At 59.7% G+C, this 17,694-nt stretch carries 14 protein-coding genes and 2 pseudogenes; 6 read left to right on the top strand and 10 right to left on the bottom strand.

All coding sequences use genetic code 11. The features are described 5' to 3' along the window. Positions 1-28 precede the first annotated feature (28 nt). The gene (locus tag KVY02_RS04235; protein ID WP_218314493.1) at positions 29-1,474 is read left to right on the top strand and encodes a sensor histidine kinase; all 1,446 of its coding nucleotides are present in this window, start codon (positions 29-31) and stop codon (positions 1,472-1,474) included. 11 nt (positions 1,475-1,485) lie between these two features. Next, positions 1,486-2,886 (top strand): sigma-54-dependent transcriptional regulator, encoded by a 1,401-nt coding sequence (locus KVY02_RS04230; RefSeq protein WP_100731054.1) that lies wholly within the window; start codon positions 1,486-1,488, stop codon positions 2,884-2,886. Between the two features lie 283 nt (positions 2,887-3,169). Here KVY02_RS04230 and KVY02_RS04225 read toward each other — a convergent pair whose 3' ends face one another. Together KVY02_RS04225 and KVY02_RS04220 are read right to left on the bottom strand one after the other, a co-directional pair. Continuing rightward, the gene (locus tag KVY02_RS04225; RefSeq protein WP_081136101.1) at positions 3,170-3,364 is read right to left on the bottom strand and encodes a hypothetical protein; all 195 of its coding nucleotides are present in this window, start codon (positions 3,362-3,364) and stop codon (positions 3,170-3,172) included. Between the two features lie 243 nt (positions 3,365-3,607). Further along, positions 3,608-4,030, bottom strand: a complete 423-nt coding sequence (locus KVY02_RS04220; protein ID WP_100731053.1) for a hypothetical protein — start codon at positions 4,028-4,030, stop codon at positions 3,608-3,610. 445 nt (positions 4,031-4,475) lie between these two features. On the opposite strand from KVY02_RS04220, the pseudogene KVY02_RS18255 reads away from it, so the two are divergent. Then, positions 4,476-4,694, top strand: a pseudogene (locus tag KVY02_RS18255) (BCCT family transporter); the annotation flags it as partial. A gap of 94 nt (positions 4,695-4,788) precedes the next feature. Here KVY02_RS18255 and ltrA read toward each other — a convergent pair. Together ltrA and KVY02_RS04210 are read right to left on the bottom strand one after the other, a co-directional pair. Then, the gene (ltrA, locus tag KVY02_RS04215) at positions 4,789-6,069 is read right to left on the bottom strand and encodes a group II intron reverse transcriptase/maturase (RefSeq protein WP_023006382.1); all 1,281 of its coding nucleotides are present in this window, start codon (positions 6,067-6,069) and stop codon (positions 4,789-4,791) included. A 634-nt stretch (positions 6,070-6,703) separates the two neighbouring features. Then, positions 6,704-7,954: pseudogene (locus KVY02_RS04210) on the bottom strand (IS256 family transposase). Between the two features lie 14 nt (positions 7,955-7,968). Here KVY02_RS04210 and KVY02_RS04205 point away from each other — a divergent pair. Further along, positions 7,969-9,486, top strand: a complete 1,518-nt coding sequence (locus KVY02_RS04205; RefSeq protein ID WP_256357560.1) for a BCCT family transporter — start codon at positions 7,969-7,971, stop codon at positions 9,484-9,486. A gap of 95 nt (positions 9,487-9,581) precedes the next feature. Here KVY02_RS04205 and KVY02_RS04200 read toward each other — a convergent pair whose 3' ends face one another. The 3 genes from KVY02_RS04200 to KVY02_RS04190 form a co-directional block, all read right to left on the bottom strand. After that, positions 9,582-10,307 (bottom strand): 3'-5' exonuclease, encoded by a 726-nt coding sequence (locus tag KVY02_RS04200; RefSeq protein WP_081192434.1) that lies wholly within the window; start codon positions 10,305-10,307, stop codon positions 9,582-9,584. Position 10,308: 1 nt separating this feature from the next. Continuing rightward, positions 10,309-12,219, bottom strand: a complete 1,911-nt coding sequence (locus tag KVY02_RS04195) for a DUF294 nucleotidyltransferase-like domain-containing protein (protein WP_218314491.1) — start codon at positions 12,217-12,219, stop codon at positions 10,309-10,311. Between the two features lie 229 nt (positions 12,220-12,448). Next, positions 12,449-12,838, bottom strand: a complete 390-nt coding sequence (locus KVY02_RS04190; RefSeq protein WP_039175645.1) for a DUF4168 domain-containing protein — start codon at positions 12,836-12,838, stop codon at positions 12,449-12,451. Between the two features lie 146 nt (positions 12,839-12,984). Between KVY02_RS04190 and KVY02_RS04185 the strand changes: the two genes are divergently transcribed. Both KVY02_RS04185 and KVY02_RS04180 read left to right on the top strand, forming a co-directional pair. Beyond that, positions 12,985-13,908, top strand: a complete 924-nt coding sequence (locus KVY02_RS04185) for a DMT family transporter (protein WP_218314490.1) — start codon at positions 12,985-12,987, stop codon at positions 13,906-13,908. A gap of 114 nt (positions 13,909-14,022) precedes the next feature. Further along, entirely contained in the window at positions 14,023-14,712 is a 690-nt protein-coding gene (locus KVY02_RS04180; protein WP_081192442.1) for an EAL domain-containing protein, read from the top strand. A gap of 7 nt (positions 14,713-14,719) precedes the next feature. On the opposite strand, the gene mtgA is transcribed toward KVY02_RS04180, so the two are convergent. The 3 genes from mtgA to KVY02_RS04165 form a co-directional block, all read right to left on the bottom strand. Then, complete coding sequence (gene mtgA / locus KVY02_RS04175) at positions 14,720-15,436, bottom strand: monofunctional biosynthetic peptidoglycan transglycosylase (RefSeq protein WP_016916327.1); 717 nt, start codon at positions 15,434-15,436, stop codon at positions 14,720-14,722. A gap of 12 nt (positions 15,437-15,448) precedes the next feature. Then, on the bottom strand, positions 15,449-16,303 hold the full coding sequence (gene fghA, locus KVY02_RS04170; RefSeq protein WP_016916326.1) for an S-formylglutathione hydrolase: 855 nt from the start codon (positions 16,301-16,303) through the stop codon (positions 15,449-15,451). Positions 16,304-16,375: 72 nt separating this feature from the next. Beyond that, positions 16,376-17,485 (bottom strand): S-(hydroxymethyl)glutathione dehydrogenase/class III alcohol dehydrogenase, encoded by a 1,110-nt coding sequence (locus KVY02_RS04165; protein WP_016916325.1) that lies wholly within the window; start codon positions 17,483-17,485, stop codon positions 16,376-16,378. Between the last annotated feature and the right edge of the window lie 209 nt (positions 17,486-17,694).

Raw genomic sequence — 17,694 nt, 5'->3', positions numbered from 1 at the left:
TCTAATCACTGACCACCACGGATAGACGATGCGCTTACGTAACTTGATCATTCTCACGGTGATTGTGCCGCTTTTCATCGTGCTGGTGGTATTCAGCCTGGTGGCCATCAAGTCGCTGGAGGATAACGTACGCTCCAAGCTGCAAACCGAGGTGGAAATCATCACCCGGGCGCTGGGTACCTCACTGAGCTATGCCGTGGCCCGCGATAGCGCTACCCCGCTGGAAGAGGCTTTGCAGTCGGCCTTTTCGTTTCACCGTATCTACGGTGCCTACGTGTTCGACACCCATGGGCGCGAGGTCTACGGTCTGGGGCTCGGCAAGGACCTGTTCACCCCTGAAGAGATCCGCCAGGTGATCGAGCGGGACGACCTCTACAGCAACTATCGCCAGCAGGAGGGCTGGACCTACTACTCGGCACTGATCCCGCTGCGTACCCAGGATGGCAGCGTGCAGGGCGTGTTGCAGGTCAACCGCCTGAATACCGGCATCGAAAACTATACCGGCTTCATCAGCATCGTGGCCGTGCTGGTCTTCGTCATCGGTGCGGCGGGCATCGTGTTCAGCATCTGGTGGGGCTTCCGGCGTTACATCGAGCGCCCCCTGAACCGGCTGCTGCACGTCATGCTGCTGGTAGAGGACGGCGACCGCAGCCAACGGGCCACCGCGGATGGCCCTACCGAATACTGTCGGCTGGCCTCAGGCCTGAACGGCATGCTAGACGCCATGGCCGAGAAGGACCGCGATATCGAGGATCGTCAGCGCCGCGAGATCGAGCTGGAAAAACGCCTGCGCAAATCCAAGAAGCTGGCCGAGCTGGGCGTACTGGCAGCAGGGGTCGCCCATGAAATCGGTGCCCCGCTCACCGTCATCAACGGCCAGGCCCAGCGCCTGGCACGCCGGGACACCATCGGCGAGGATGAGCGCGCCCGGCTGGGCAGAATACGCGGCGAAGTGGAGCGTATCGTCGAAATCGTGCGCCAATTGATGGAATTGGGCCGACAACATAACGTAGAGAAAGGAAATCAGGCGCTCGACCAGCTTATCCTGAGTGCCAGCGAGCTGGTCGAGGAAGAGCTGGAGCCAAGAAATATTCGCCTGGATATTGATCTTCCTGCACCGCCCCCCCATTTACTGGTCAATGGCCAGCAGATCATCCAGGTACTGACCAACCTGTTTCGCAATGCAGCGCAAGCGCCCGACGTGAACCATATTCGTGTCCGCGCGAAGGCCCATGAGGACGAGCTGACGCTATGGGTAGAGGATAACGGGCCAGGCATACCGCCCTCCCATCACCATCAGGTATTCGACCCCTTTTTCACCACCAAGCCGGTGGGGCAAGGCAGTGGCCTGGGGCTATCCATGGTACACCGCATTATCAACGACCACGGCGGGACGATTGGCGTTTTTGACAGCACCCTGGGCGGTGCTGGCTTCGAGATCACGCTGCCCCTTTGTGACACCGCATCCGCTTGAGGACAACGTTTGTGACCCATCAGGAACACCTGTTACCGCTTTTGGTGGTGGAAGATGACGCCGCTATACGTGAGTTATTGGAAGAGGAGCTTCACGATGCGGGCTATGAAACCGTCGGCGTCGCCAGCGCCGAAGAAGCCATTGCGCTACTTAGCCATACCCCGGTGGCGATGATGATCACCGATGTACGGCTGCCGGGCATGACCGGCATTCAACTCTTGCAGCAGCTTCGCCAGAGCGGCAGCGAGCTGGGTATCATCGTGATTACCGCGTTTGGCACCATCGACCAGGCCGTGGAAGCCCTGAAGCTGGGGGCCGACGATTTTCTGACCAAGCCGCTGGATCTGGATGCGATTCGCGAAGCGGTGTTTCGTGTGCTGGAGCGCCAGCGCCTCTCACTGTCCCACGATACCGAGCTGAGCCACTTCCACGGCATCGTGGGCAAAAGCCCGGCCATGCAGTCGCTGTTCCACGATGCCTCGCGGCTAGCCAAAAGCGACGCCCCCATTCTCATTCTGGGTGAAAGCGGCACCGGCAAGGAGCTGTTGGCGCGGGCCATTCATCAGGAGAGCAGCCGCCACGACGCCCCTTTTGTGCCCGTCAACTGCGCCAGTATTCCCGCCGACCTGATGGAAAGCGAGTTTTTCGGCCATGTCAAAGGCGCCTTCACCGGCGCCAACGAAGCCCGCAAGGGGCTGTTCCAGAGCGCCCAGGGGGGCAGCCTGTTCCTGGATGAGATTGGTGAAATGCCGATCAACCTGCAGGCCAAACTGCTGCGGGCCCTGCAGGAGAAGACCGTTCGCCCGGTGGGCGGGGAGCGCGAGGAACCGGTGGACGTGCGCATCATTGCGGCCACCCACCGCAACCTGGAAAAGGAGATCGAGCAGGAGAACTTCCGCAGCGACTTGTTTTATCGCCTGGAAACCTTCTCGCTGCGTATTCCCCCCCTGCGCGAGCGCGGCACCGATGTGGAACACCTGATCTTTGCGCTGATCGACAAGCACGCCGAGTCTCAGCACAAGCAGGTGGAGCATATCGAGCCCGAAGCACTCAACAGCCTGCTCAACTACACCTACCCTGGCAACGTGCGCGAGCTGGAAAACGCCATCATGCGTGCAGTCACCTTGAGTGAGGAGGGCCTGTTGAAGCACCAGGACCTGCCCGAGCGTCTACGCGACCAGGCCCATCAGCAAAACAGCGCCGACCCCACGCCGACCTTGAGTGGCGAAGTATTGCCCGGCACATCGGCACCGGCCCCTGCGCCGGCCCGCTGGCCCAGTCTGGAAGAGGTGGAGAAACGCTACATCCGCAAGGTGCTGGAAGCCACTGGCGGCAACAAGCGCCGTACGGCGGAAGTTCTGGGCATCGCGCGGCGAACGCTCTACCGTCGCCTGGAAGACAGCGACGAGTGACCCATAACGAAGCCGCCCCCATGTCAGGGGGCGGTTTCGTTGAAGCGAAGCAATTCCCGGCAAAGTGCGATGAACCTTGTTTATGGTGGATAGCCATGTGAAAGCCATGGCCCAGCCCACCTGTGGGAGGCCAATTTTATTGGGCGACTGTCTGAGCAGGCACCCATATCAAGCTGGGTGCTGGAATCATCGCGAGCTGAAGCTCCCTCCCACAACCTGAGCAAGCACCTTGCCTGAATCACCCTGTGGGAGGCCAATTGATTCACTCCAGTCTTCGTAGAACCTAATTATCCACGCCCTCCCCAGGAGTCTCTTCAGGGGTGGTGCCATCATTGGCCATGGGGCCGGTGCTCATTGGCTCTTCCGGTTCGGGCTCTCCGTTAGGCGGCGAGCTGTCGCCACACCCCGCCAATACACCGGTCATCAAGAGCGCACTGAACAACATTGCATATACACGCTGGTGCTTTGGTGACTTCATGTCGTGCTCCTTCCCTTTTGAAAATTTCTTTTTGAAAACGCCCCTATTGAAAGCGAAATCGTTGAATTCATTTGGCAGGCCAAACACCTGCTTGTTTAACGCCTGCCTGTTTAACTTTAGCGGCTACTGACCAGGATGCAAAAAAACCCCCGCGGGCGCGGGGGCGAAAGGATGACAGGCCGTGTGGAGCAGCCGCAGGGAACAGACAGCTGGGCGACCTGCCATCGTAGGGAGCGGTAAACCTTACTGAGTCGTGGTCATGTCGTCTTCATCATCCGCAGGCACTTCGTCATTAGCGCCGGGCATTGGGTCGGTGCCTTCACCGAAACCGGGTTCTTCCTGCGGGTCGGTCATATCAGCACCCTCACCGGGCATAGGCTCTTGGGTGGCTGCCGCATCATCTTCCAAGCCTGGATCGGCGGCCATGGGATCATCCGCCATGGTGCCAGCGGGTTCTTCACCCATCATGCTGTCGCCTTCGGTAGTACCGGGCACTTGGCCTGAAGTCGCATCCTGCTCCATGGTCTCGGGCTGTTGCGCCGGGGGCATCTCATCTTCACCATTTCCACAGCCTGCCAATGCCAGCGTGCTGACCGCTGCGGCAAGCATGCAGAGCGCCAATACACGAGGACGACGCTTGGTTGTCTGGGGAATCTGCTTATCCATAAGAGTTGCCTCCACTACTGATTAGATGTTGCTTGACCTGAGTCTTACCAAGAAACTGCACACAGCACGCCAAAAGCGCGATAAAAAATAAAAATAAAATAAAAACAGTAATTTAAAAACAAAAAATGAACACCAACTGTTGCTGTCGACTTGGCATCTGGCAGGTTCAAAATGACACATGTGGCATTTTTCAGCTCAGCTACCGGTCGCGTTGTGACACACCGGCACAGACCATGTATAATAATTTTTAATCAAAAAAATAAAAAATCACGCTTTCACATTATAAAAGCTTTCGCTACCCGACTGACGCTTTCCACTCATGATACGTCGCGGTTGCGTTGATAAACATTAATCAACATTTGCTACCCTAGTAATTGCATCATTCGCCTGCCAAGGGTCCGTCCCGTCACCTTCGGCAGTTTTTGTCCAACATGGAGAGGCTTTTGTGGAAAACCCAGACGCTAAACGTCCCCCTGAAGAGCCGGTCTCGGAGGGCATTCCTGCCCCAGATGGCCCGGCCAACCTGATCGATACCGACTACGTGATCGGTCAGGACAACATTACCACCAGCACCATGGGGTTCAGCCTTGACCTGCACGGCAAGGTATTTACCATCTCGGCGCTGGTGGTACTGCTGTTCGTGATCCTCACGCTGGCGCTACGAGTTATTGGTCGGGTAGACCGGACGATTGCTCGTTCCGGCCCCCCACAGATCCGAGCGTGCGCGATTGACGCACTCGGCTCCTCAGCCGTCAGGTTCACACGAAGGACGCTCGGTGCACGATTCTCGCTCGCGGTAACGGGAGTGTCAGCAACAGTTGCCTTGCCTTCTCCCACGGGAACCATCCTCTCTGCGATCGCCTCCTGAGCCACTTGATCCAGGTTGTCTGAACCCTGTATTGGAAGCGTTGCAGAGACTCGATGTTGTGGGTTATCCCGTAGTACGCATAGTGCCCCATAACCTTTCGACAGAGTTGGCGGTGCTGATCACGCAGGGGCAGGTGGCGGTTGGCTCGGCACCACAGCGAAATTCGCTTCAGGCCTCGCTTGAACCGGTCCTTGGCCGTTTTCTGCTTGATGATCCAGCGTCCACGCAGGGACTTCCCCCAGTAATAGGTAAAGCCCAGGAAGTCGAAGGTCTCGGCCCGTAGCTCGCGATGTGGCCGAAACCGTACCAGCCGAGTCTTGGTCGGGTGCAGGGTAAGGCCGAAGCGCGCAAAGCGCTTGGCCAGTACCTCCAGCACCTTGCGGGCATCAGCTTCGTTGCTGAAGGCGAGCACGGCATCATCGGCGAAGCGCACCGAGAATGCCCGTCCGCGCAGGCGTGGTTTGACGTCTTGCTCAAACCACTCATCCAGCACGTAGTGGAGGTAGACATTCGCCAGCAAGGGGGAAATCACACCCCCTTGTGGGCTGCCTATCTCGCCCTTCTGCCATTGCCCGGCGTCCAATACCCCGGCCTTGAGCCACTTGCCGATCAGGCGGAGGATCACGCCGTCCTTCACTCGTTGCTGCAGAAACGCACGCAGGTGCTGGTGGTCGATCGTGTCGAAGAAGGCTTTGATGTCCAGATCAATGACCCAGCCTCCGCCCATCGACATCAGGCCATTCCTCACCGTTCCGATGGCCTGATGCGCCGAGCGCCCCGGCCGGAAACCATACGAGCACTCGTGAAAATCATGCTCATAGAGCGGCTCCAGCAGGGCCACCACGGCACGTTGCAGGACCTTGTCTTCGAAGGTAGGAATGCCAATCGGCCGTGTGGAGCGCCCGTCTCCCTTGGGAATATTGACGCGCCGCACCGGCGGCGCCCGGTAGCGACCGCTCTTGGCCGCTTCCAGCAGACGCTGGACGTTAGCCTCGAAGTCGCGCGCGAAGTCGTCCGCCGTCTGGCCGTCGATCCCGACGGCGCCGTCACGGCGCGTCATCAGGTAGGCCGTCCTCAGCCACTGGGCGTCGATATGATGCGCCAGTGACGTGAAGGCACGCTGCGGGAAGCGCTCTGCCAGCGCTGCTATCCGCACTTGTTTCGTGGACATGACCTCAGGTTCCTGTGCACCTGTCATGTTGCCCTCGTGCAGTTCTGATGATTGGCCGCCCTTCCTCCAGCGGGTCCCGTCGAGTAGGTTCCCCGCCTTCTTCGGTACTATGAGCGACTCCGACTCCCGCCCTTCCATCCGGCTGGCTCCTTATGGTCGCCTGGCCGTACCCCCTGAGTGCCTGTTGTTTGCTTCCGGTACCGTCAGGCACGACAGCACCGGACCGGGAGCTTTCGCCGCAGGCAGCCCCATGCCTGTACCTTTGTCGTTCAGAGGAGAAGGACGGGCCTCCCAGGTTCCTGGGAAACCCCTGTATGGACATGCCCTGCTCTTCGACCCCGGCGGCCCTTCCCTGCCAAGCCATACGGCAGGGTCGTGTTGCCTTCCAGCATTTGAAAACTGTCGGCGACTGCCACTACCACAATTTCGGGGCTCTATCACACGGCCTATCCACTCGCTGTGTACGCTTCGCAGCGGCGGTTACCCGACACCACGCAACACTCGCTGCCGGCTGGTGGCTAGCCTTGGCCGGGTGGGACTTTCACCCACTGGGTTTCACGACATCCTTTCCACCTTCTCGGTTTCCCGGATGTCCAGGCTTTGCCTGGCGCACTCAAATTCTGTGTATGGCCGGTCAGGCGGCAGTCCTGTCTGACTGATCGGTCAAGGGTTCGCCGTCCTTGAACTGGACGTTGTTCACGACCAGCTCCAGCTTGTTGAACCCTTGATCCGCTTCCAGCGCTTCTGGGCGCTCTGAAGCAGCTTGAAGACCATCGCCGTGGTCGTCGCTCTGGAGCCGCAGTTCCGGCTGCGCTTGCTCCGCAGGCGGACCGTGGCGAAGGTCGACTCGATCGGGTTGGTGGTGCGGATATGCACCCAGTGTTCTGCCGGGTAGTCATAGAACGCCAGCAGCTCCTCCCGATCCTTGGCCAGGCACTCCATGGCTCTGGGGTACTTGGCCTCGAAGCGTTTCACCGTGCGATCGAAAGCCTTGTGCGCCTCATCGCGGGTCTCGGCCATCCAGATCTCATGGAGGTCGGCCTTGACCTTGGGCTGCACGGATTTCGGCAGTTTATTCAATACGTTGGCAGTCTTGTGGACCCAGCAGCGCTGGTGCTCGGTCTCTGGATAGACCTTGCTCAACGCCGCCCAGAAGCCCATGGCGCCGTCGCCAACCGCTAGCTTGGGGGCCGTCGTCAGCCCGCGCTCGCGTAGCCCCGTGAGCAGCTCTTTCCAGCTGGCCTCTGACTCACGCTGCCCATCCTCGACGACGACCAACTCCTTGCGGCCCTGCTCAGTGACGCCGATGATCACCAGCAGACACAGACGGTCATCCATGCGCACGTTGCTGTACACGCCGTCAGCCCACCAGTAGACGTAACGCTGGTCTGCGGTCGCGCTTCTGCCAGTCGGTATGCTCGTCCTCCCACTGCTTCTTGAGACGCGACACGGTGTTGGCCGAGAGTCCCTTGGCACGGTCACCCAGCAGGGCCGACAGGGCCTCCTGGTAGTCGCCGGTAGAGACTCCCTTCAGGTAGAGCCAGGGGATCAGCTCCTCGATGCTGCGGGCCCGCTTCAGGTAGGGCGGCAACAGCGCGCTGCTGAAGGTCACCCCGTCGCCACTGCGGTCACGGACGCGGGGCACCTTGATCTCGACGTCGCCGATACCGGTTTGCACGGTGCGCTCCGGCAGGTAGCCGTTGCGGACGACGACACGGCGGCCGTCTTCCAGCGTCTTGTCGGCATATTGCTCCAGAAACGTGCTCAACTCCGCCTCCACGGCCTTGGCGATCAGGTCTCGGGCCCCTTTGCGCAGCAGCTCATGCAACGGATCAGTAGCGCCGGTGTCTGGCTGCGTCACGGCTTGGAGAGTAGAATTGCTCATGGCGTATCCGTCCTATGTTGGTTGTGATCTGGCGAGATCAATCAACAGGATACGCCACCCTCTCTACTGCCCTCCATACACAAGAACTGAGCTTAACTCTGGCGCTACAGGACACCATCGCACCGCTTTACGACTCTATTTTCGGTTTTCTAACCGGCAACCTGGCCTGGTTCTTCATCCTGGCCGCCAATATCTTCGTGCTGCTTTGCCTGGGGCTGATCGTATCCCCTCTCGGCAAGATTCGTATCGGCGGGGCAGATGCCAAGCCTGACTTCACCTACACCGGCTGGTTTTCCATGCTGTTTGCGGCGGGTATGGGCATCGGGCTGATGTTCTTCGGCGTCAACGAGCCGCTGACCCATTTTGGCACCTCGCTGGACGGCGGAGACTGGGCACCGCTGGCCGGGGCCGAAGGTGACACGGCTGCTGCCGCTGCGCTGGGCATGGCCGCGACCATTTTCCACTGGGGTCTGCACCCGTGGGCCATTTACGCCGTGGTCGCGCTGTCGCTGGCGCTGTTCTCCTTCAACAAGGGTCTGCCGCTGTCGATGCGCTCCGTGTTCTACCCGCTGCTGGGTGAGCGCGTATGGGGCTGGCCAGGGCACCTGATCGATATTCTGGCGGTGTTTGCCACGCTGTTCGGTCTGGCGACCTCGCTGGGGCTGGGTGCTACCCAGGCCGCTGCTGGCTTGAGCTACCTGTTCGGCGCACCGGAAAGCGATGTCACCATGATCCTGTTGATCATCGGCATCACCATCATTGCCATCGGCTCCATCATTGCCGGGGTCGACAAAGGCGTACAGCTGCTGTCGAAAATCAACATCGCCATGGCGGCGGCACTGCTGTTCTTCGTCATTGCGGTAGGCCCCACCCTACTGATTGCCACGGGCTTTTTCGAAAACCTGATCAACTATGTGGTGCATCTACCGGCCCTCTCCAACCCCTTTGGCCGTGAAGATGCCAACTTCAGCCAGGGCTGGACTGCCTTCTACTGGGCGTGGTGGATCTCCTGGTCACCCTACGTCGGCATGTTCATCGCGCGGGTTTCCCGTGGCCGTACCGTTCGTGAATTCCTGATCTCGGTGCTGCTGGTGCCTTCGATCGTCTCGGTGCTGTGGATGACCACGTTCGGTGGCACTGCCATCGACCAGTACGTGAGCCAGGGTATCGAAGCCGTGCGTGACGCCGGTGTGGACCTGCAGCTGTTCGTGATGCTGGAGCAGTTGCCGCTGTCGCAGATCACCTCGTTCATTGCCATTCTGCTGGTCATCATCTTCTTCGTGACCTCGTCTGACTCGGGCTCGCTGGTCATCGACTCCATCACGGCCGGTGGCAAAGTGGATGCTCCCAAGCCGCAGCGCGTGTTCTGGGCGATCATCGAAGGTGCCATTGCCATCGCCCTGCTGTTGGGTGGCGGCCTGACGGCCCTGCAAACCATGGCCGTATCGACGGGCTTCCCGTTCACCATCATCCTGCTGGTGGCCTGCTACGCCATCATCAAAGGGCTGATGAGCGAACCCAAAGCCGTTTGATCCCTCCTTGGCCAGCGTTTCTTGCTGGCCTTACGCAAAACGGGCAGCCCATGGGCTGCCCGTTTTGTGTTTGCCACTACCCACACGCTAGTCCATTAGCACCACAGCGCCTTGAGCGGCGTATCCGGTGAGTAGCGGTTGGCGATTTGTGCCTGCAGTAGCTCGGCGGTGGCCAACGCATCCACCAGGGCGTGGTGCCCCTGGTAGGGCGGCAAGCCATAGCGTTCACGGCTGGCATTGAGCCGAATCGAGACCGGCGGCCTGCCCAGCCAGCGGCGAAAGCGCGCCCACAGAGTCTGCCGATGCAGCCTGGCCTCCAGCGACATCGTGTCGATCATGGGAAACAGCACGCCCTCGCCGCGCCGCTCCTTCACGGCGGCATCCAGAAAAGGGCGCTCGATGTTGCGAAAATGGACCACCACCACTCGGCCCGCCAGCACCTCCAGCAGCTCATCCAGCACCTCGTCCAGATCAGGGGCGTCAGCCACCTCCGAGTGGGTTATATGGTGGTAGGCGATGGAGGCTTCGTCCAGCGGACGCGGAGGCTTCACCACCCAGTAACGTCGCTGGGCAAGCGGTATCCGGCCCAGCGTAAAGGGCACGGCCCCCACGCTGACGATACCGTGGCGACGCTCGTCCAACCCGGTGGTTTCCAGGTCCAGCGCCACCATGGGTACCTGAGCCAGCGGAGTCTCCGGGTCTGGCAAGGGAGTGCGGAAAAAGCGCTGCAGCGCCTCGTCCTGCGCGCGCTGGGCGCGGGCTGCCATGTAGCCAGCCCAGTCGGCCTGAGTGATTTTCTGGCGTGGGCGAATACCGTGCATATCAGCGCCCCTGCCGTTGCGTGGGAATCGGATAGCGGAATTTCAGGAATTTCTGCGCATGGCTGAGCACCTGAAACGCATCCTTGAGCGTATGCCGCTCGCTGTCCTCGACGTTCTCGGGCTCGATGTTGTTATCCGGCTCGCGCTCCTCCTGCAGGTCGATGACCTGATGACGAATACGCGACATGCATAGAAACTCCAACGCATAGCTCAGCTTGTCGCTGACCCCGGTGGCCAGCAGCTGGGTCTTGCTGATATCGTTCAGCCGCTGGAAGGAGTTCTGCGCTTTGGAGCCACAGGCCAGCGCATGCACACGAATCAGGTCTACCATGGGCGCCGTACCACGCCGCTTGAGGTTGATGGAGTTGTTGTGCTTGCCATCCTTTTCCATCACGAACGTGCGGAAAAAGCCCAGCGGGGGCGTACGGTTCAAGGCGTTACGCGCCATGGCGGCCAGAAACAGCGGCGACTGAGGTGCCGTCTGGGCAATCAGATCCTGAAGCGCTTCCACGTAGTGTTCTTCGCCATAGATACTGTCCAGGTCGAAAAAGATCGAACTGTGCAGCAACCTCTCCGGGGTGGGGTTGGCCATCCAGTCCTGAAAATAGCGTTTCCACACGCTCAGCGGCTGGCGCCACTGGCGGTTGGTGGCCATGACGTCGCCTTTGCAGTAGGTATAGCCACAGGCGGCCAGGCCATCGCTGACAAAGGCCGCCAGCGCCTGAAAGTAGGCGTCGTGCTCGTCCGGGTCGAAATCATCGGACAGAATCAGCGCATTGTCCTGGTCCGTCACGATGCTCTGCTCGTTACGCGCCATGGACCCATTGACCATGAAGCAGTAAGGCACCGGGGGTGGCCCCAGCGACTCTTCGGCCAACTCCAGCAAACGGCGGGTAAAACTGCGCCCGATGGTCGATAGCGCGCTGCCCACCATCTGCGAGTTGGCCCCCTCCTGCACCATGCGTGCAAAGGCAGCGCGAACATCAGGCAACAGCTTGGCCAACCCCTGGGCACTGGACTGGTTGAAGATATTGCTGACCAGATAAAGCCCGCTTTGGGTTTCATAGCGAATGATATCGGAAAGATGCACCACACCTACCGGGCGCTGGCGATACAGCACCGGCAAGTGATGCACGTTACTGCGCAGCATCACCAGCATGGCCTCGTAGACCGTGGCATCCGACTGGACGGTAATCAACCGCTCTGATACCACATCGCCCACGGGCGTGGAGGGCGCCAGCCCTTCAGCCACTACCCGCGTGCGGAAATCGCTGTCGGTGAGAATGCCGCACATCTGCCAGGTCTTGCCTTCGCTGTCCTGAAAGCTGTAGCGAGGATGATTGCTCCCCTCATCGATCACCAGTACGGCCGATGCCTGGGCAGCGCTGATCTGCTGTGCCGCCTGCTGAACGCTGGTGGTGGACTCCACCATCACCGGATAACGTGTCACCAGCTTGCGTATGCGCGTGACCATCATGTCGTTGGACTTTTTCTGCTGCTCGGCAGCGGTCTCCAACCGAGGCCGCTCCAGCTCCACGAAGTCGGCAAACTCATCGTCTTCCTCACAGAGCCGCTGGAAAACGTCGTTGGGTATGAAATAGATCAACGTATCTTCGATGGCCTTGGCAGGAAAGCGCACCTTGTGGTTACGCAGCAGGCTGAAATGACCGAAGATGTCTCCTTCTGCCAGGCGATTGTAGAGTTCGCCCTGCCGCCGATACACTTCTACTGCCCCACTGCGGATATAGCACAGCTCATCGAGGGTGGCGTCCAGCTCGAGAATGTCGCTACCCGTCTTGAAGTAACTCACCTCCACCCGGGCGGCAATGGCGTCCAGTAGCTCATCGGACAGCCCATCGAATGGCGGGAACTGTCCCATGTGCTGGCGGATTTCCAGAAGCTCCACGTCCATACGCTCTCCTGCAGAGGCTCAAAGGGTTAATGATCAGCCATTTAGTGTGGCGTGTGCGTCGGTAGAGGACAACCTTTCAGCCTGGGTGAACCACGCAAAAAAAAGCCCAGCGCGTTGGCGCTGGGCTTTTGGACCACAGAACAGGCAGGTACTTCGCACGTTAAGGAAAATCTGGCACTATCCTGCAGGTCTCGATGGTTCACCACCGCCAGAGGCGGTGGCAACAGGCTTATGACTGGCTAGCCATTTCCTGTACACGCTGCATCATTTCCGGATCCTGCTGGATGGATTGACCGATAGCATTGAACGTGTCGACGTCCAGACCGCTGTCTTCGACCACTTCGATCATGCGGTCATTGGCTTCAGCGCGAACTTCCTGTTGGGCAGCTTCGTCTTCTGCTTCCTGCAGACGCTGTGTGTACTCCTGAGAGATCACGGCGATTTCTTGAGAAGCATCGGCGAACTGCTGTAGCTGCTGATCAGAAAAATCCTGTGCAGGCGCCTGCTGGGTCGCCATCGGATCTTGTGCCGGGTCTTGGGCTTGCTGGGCGTGGGCAGTGCCCGCCATCAGGCCAGTGGCAAGGAGAGCAGCAGAGAACAAAGCAGTCATACGTTGCATGGTAAGAAACCTCATTGGCGCGTTATGAATGTGCACAGTGTGACGCGTGGTTCAGGCACAGGTTCAATCTTTTATGTAAAAACACGTTACAAGAAGAACAGAACGTAACAACAACAGATAAACAACACGCTGGCAATAGGAGCTTTATGTCTAGCCATTTCAAGGCCTTGCAAAACATGCACGGCCATTCGCTCGCGCTGGCCGCCATGCCTGGGCTCTTCGTGCTGTTATGGAGCACGGGGTTCATTGGTGCCAAGTTTGGCCTGCCCTACGCCGAACCCTTCACGTTTTTGTTTATCCGCTTCGTGTTGACGCTGCTGCTGCTCGTACCGCTGACCTTGCTGATGCGCATTCCATGGCCGAGTTCACCAAGGCTATGGATGCATATCGGGATATCGGGCCTGCTCGTGCATGCCACCTATCTTGGCGGCGTATTCTATGGAATTTACCTGGGAATGCCAGCAGGCTTGACGGCCTTGCTGGTGGGCTTGCAGCCGCTGTTGACCGCCGCCTGTGCAGGCCCACTGCTGGGCGAACGCCTGGGCGCGCGGCAGTGGCTAGGCCTGGCGCTGGGGCTGGTGGGCATCTGCCTGGTACTGGGTAGCAAACTGGAGTTTGGCAGTTCGCTGTTCAGCGGCTTTGGCATGGGGGCACTGGTCAGTGTACTGGCCGCATTGCTGGGTATTTCATTGGGCACGCTGTACCAGAAACGCTACTGCACCAGCATGCCGCTGCTGTCGGGTGCAGTGATTCAGTACCTGGCAGCAGGCACCCTGCTGGGCCTGGGGGCGCTGTTGTTCGAGACCCGCTCCATAATGTGGAGCACAACCTTCCTGCTGACCCTGGGCTGGCTCGTGCTGATTCTGTCAATTGCCGCTATCCTGTTACTGATGGCCTTGATAAAGAAGGGGGAGGCTTCTCGCGTGGCAAGCCTCTTTTATCTGGTGCCTCCCGTGACCGCGCTACAGGCGTGGTGGCTATTTGATGAGCGGCTGCCGCTGATGGGGCTCATCGGCATGCTCATTGCCATCGCCGGGGTGGTGATGGTCGTCAAATCCGCCAGCAAATAACCTAATAATTTTGATCGTTCCAGGGCTTGGAAGAACATGACAGCACAACCTCATTGCGCCAGGGTAAACGGCATCTGCAACCGCTGCGACACACCGGTACCGTTCGCGTTTACCATGGCCTTTCAGCCCATCGTGGACGTAGCACGTCGTAAAGTGATCTATTACGAGGCGTTGGTACGAGGCGTCAACGGTGAGTCCGCTTTTTCCATTCTTGAGCAGGTGACCGACGACCTGCTGTATCGCTTTGACCAGGCGTGTCGGGTCAAAGCCATCGAATTGGCCAGTGCGCTGGGGATGGAGGCGCGCCTCTCGATCAACTTTCTACCCAATGCCGTTTACGAACCCGAAGCCTGTATTCAATCCACCCTGGAGACATCACGCCGGGTGGGCTGGCCCACCGAGCGGCTGAACTTCGAAATCACCGAAACCGAACGGGTGGTCGACCGAACACACCTGCGCAACATCATCGATAGCTATCGCCGCATGGGGTTCACCACGTCGTTGGATGATTTTGGCAACGGCTATGCCAACCTGAACCTGTTGACCGATTTGCGACCGGATACGCTGAAGGTAGACCGAGAGCTGGTCATGGGCTGCGACGGCAATCCACGGCGGCAGGCCATTCTCAAAAGCCTGGTCGCCCTGGCGCGCACGCTGGGCACCCAACTGGTGGCCGAAGGGGTCGAGACACGGGCAGAGTCACGCTGCCTGCTGGACTTGGGCATTTCGGTACAGCAGGGGTACTATTTCGCCAGGCCACAGGTAGGTGTGCTGGCCAGCGTGGCTGACGAGCAATACGATTGAAGAAGGTTCAAAGCCGTTCGAGGTAAGCCGTGCCACCCAGATTACGCATCTGTTGGCGGATCCACTGGCCGCGGCGCTCGACCTGGGCGTCGGGTCGCGATGCGCTGCGAGTGCGCGGGCTAGGCAGGATGGCCGCCAGCAAACTGGCCTGGCGCTCGGTCAAGGCACTTCCGGAAGCACCAAAGTAGTGGTCGGCGGCAGCTTCCAGCCCAAACACCCCGGTATCCCACTCGGCCACGTTCAGGTACACCTCCAGAATCCGCTGCTTGCTCCAGAAGGTTTCGATCAGCAGGGTGAACCACGCTTCCAGCCCTTTGCGCAGCCAGCTGCGCCCACTCCATAGGAAAACGTTCTTGGCCGTTTGCTGGCTGAGCGTACTGGCTCCCCGCAGCCTCGAGCCATCACGGCTGGCCTCCCAGGCACGACGCAGCTCCACCACATCGAAACCACGATGAATCGGGAAGCGTTGGTCCTCGGCGGCAATCACCGCCAGCTTGGCGTTATTCGAGAGATTGTCCCAACTACGCCACTGGTGCTGGATGGTGATGGGTTCGCGATGGACCCAGCTTTGTACCTTGCGTTCCACCATCACCATGGAACCCGGCGGCGGCACGAAGCGAAACAGCCACACCAGCGCCACCGAGAGCAGCACAAAGGCCAGCGCGCCACGCCAAACAAGACGCCAAAGCAGACGAAGAACTCGGCGCAGCGCGCGATTGACCATGTCTCGGTACCCTTAACGTTTCATGAGGTGCTCCGCATGATAGCGCAAATGGTCCTCGATGAACGAGGCGATGAAGAAGTAACTATGATCGTAGCCTGGCTGACGGCGCAGCGTTAGCGGGTGATCATGCTCGGCGCATACCGCTTCCAGACGCTCGGGCATCAGCTGCTCTTCCAGGAACTGATCGGCTTCTCCTTGATCGATGAACAACCGTTGCCGGGAAGCGCCATTGGCCACCAGCTCGCAGGCATCGTACTGGCGCCAGCGGGTCTGATCTTCCCCAAGGTAGCTGGTGAAGGCTTTTTGCCCCCAAGGGCAGTTCATCGGGTTCACGATCGGCGCAAAGGCCGATACCGAACGGAAGCGCCCCGGATGACGCAGCGCCAGAATCAATGCACCATGCCCTCCCATGGAGTGCCCGCTGATCGACTCGCGGCCATTGACCGGAAAATGCTGACGCACCACGGACGGCAGCTCTTCGACCACATAATCGTACATGCGGTAGTGAGGCTTCCAGGGCGCCTGGGTGGCGTTCACGTAGAAACCTGCGCCAGACCCCAGATCGTAGCTTTCATGCTCGCCGGGCAACTCCGTGCCGCGCGGGCTGGTATCCGGACATACGATCGCCACGCCCAGCTCTGCCGCAATGCGGTGCGCGCCGGCTTTCTGCATGAAGTTTTCGTCATTGCAGGTCAACCCCGACAGCCACCACAGCAGGGGCACCCGCTCGTTTTCGGCTTGTGGCGGCAGGTACACCGCAAAGACCATGTCGCAGTCCAGGGCTCGGGAGTAGTGGCGGTAGCGCTTGTGCCAACCGCCAAAACTGCGGTTTGCCGACACCAGCTCCAACGTTTCACTCATGCTCATAGGCAGGCTCCTTAAACAGTGAAACGCGGCGGGTCGCCCCGGCCGCGTTCTTTCAGGCTGCTTTCATCATACTCAGTAATGCAGAACGGTACGAATGCTCTTGCCGGCATGGAGCAGATCGAAGGCTTCGTTGATCTTCTCGAAGGGCATGTCATGGGTAATGAAGTCGTCGATGTTCAGCTCGCCGTTCATATAACGGTCTACATAACCCGGCAGCTCGCTACGCCCTTTCACGCCGCCAAACGCAGAGCCTTTCCATACCCGGCCGGTGACCAGTTGGAAGGGGCGCGTGGAGACCTCTTCACCGGCACTCGCCACGCCAATGACGATCGACTCACCCCAGCCCTTGTGGCAGCACTCGAGGGCGGAACGCATCACGTTGACATTGCCGATGCACTCGAAGGAGTAGTCCACGCCACCGTCGGTCATGTCGACGATCACTTGCTGGATCGGGTCGCTGTAGTCTTTCGGGTTGACGAAGTCCGTCGCCCCGAACTGCTTGGCCAGCTCGAACTTGTCCGGATTGACATCAATGGCGATGATCCTGGCGGCCTTGGCCATCACGGCACCCTGGATCACCGCCAGACCGATCGCCCCGAGGCCAAACACGGCAACGGTGGAGCCCGGCTCGACCTTGGCCGTGTTCAACACGGCACCAATCCCTGTGGTGACACCGCAGCCCAGCAGGCAGATCTTGTCCAGCGGCGCTTCCTTGGAAACCACGGCCAGCGAGACTTCCGGCAGCACGGTGTACTCACTGAAGGTGGAGGTGCCCATGTAGTGGTGCAGCATCTTGCCTTCCAGCGAGAAGCGCGACGTGCCATCGGGCATGACCCCTTTACCTTGGGTAGCGCGCACGCTGCCACACAGGTTGGTCTTGCCGGACAGGCAGAATTTGCACTTGCCGCACTCAGCGGTATATAGCGGAATGACGTGGTCGCCTGGCTTCAGGCTGGTCACGCCTTCGCCCACTTCCTGTACGATACCCGCACCTTCGTGGCCCAGTACCGCCGGGAAGTTGCCTTCCGGGTCGGCGCCCGACAAGGTATAGGCATCGGTATGGCAGACGCTGGTGGCCGCCATCTTCACCAGCACCTCGCCCGCCTTGGGGCCTTCGACATCGATGTCGACCAGTTCGAGCGGCTTGCCCGCTTCGAGTGCAACCGCAGCACGTGATTTCATGCAAATCTCCCCGAGGTGTTGCGCAGCGACGTTCCACTGGCTGGGCGCAACAGCGCTCGATAAAGTGGATGGATAAACGTGCTTGCAGTGTAGGCCAGCTAGGCGAAAGGGATAAAGTGGGATACACTCACAAGATTATTGCCACTGAGCAACAATCGCGTTGCTCATTCGCTGCCACCCTTCACCGCCAGATGGACATGAGGAGCGCC

The organism is Halomonas sp. 18071143 (assembly GCF_019211725.1).
Taxonomy (GTDB): Bacteria; Pseudomonadota; Gammaproteobacteria; order Pseudomonadales; family Halomonadaceae; genus Vreelandella; species Vreelandella stevensii.
The sequence above is the reverse complement of the archived record's forward strand: the minus strand, read 5'-3'. Positions and strand labels throughout refer to the sequence as shown.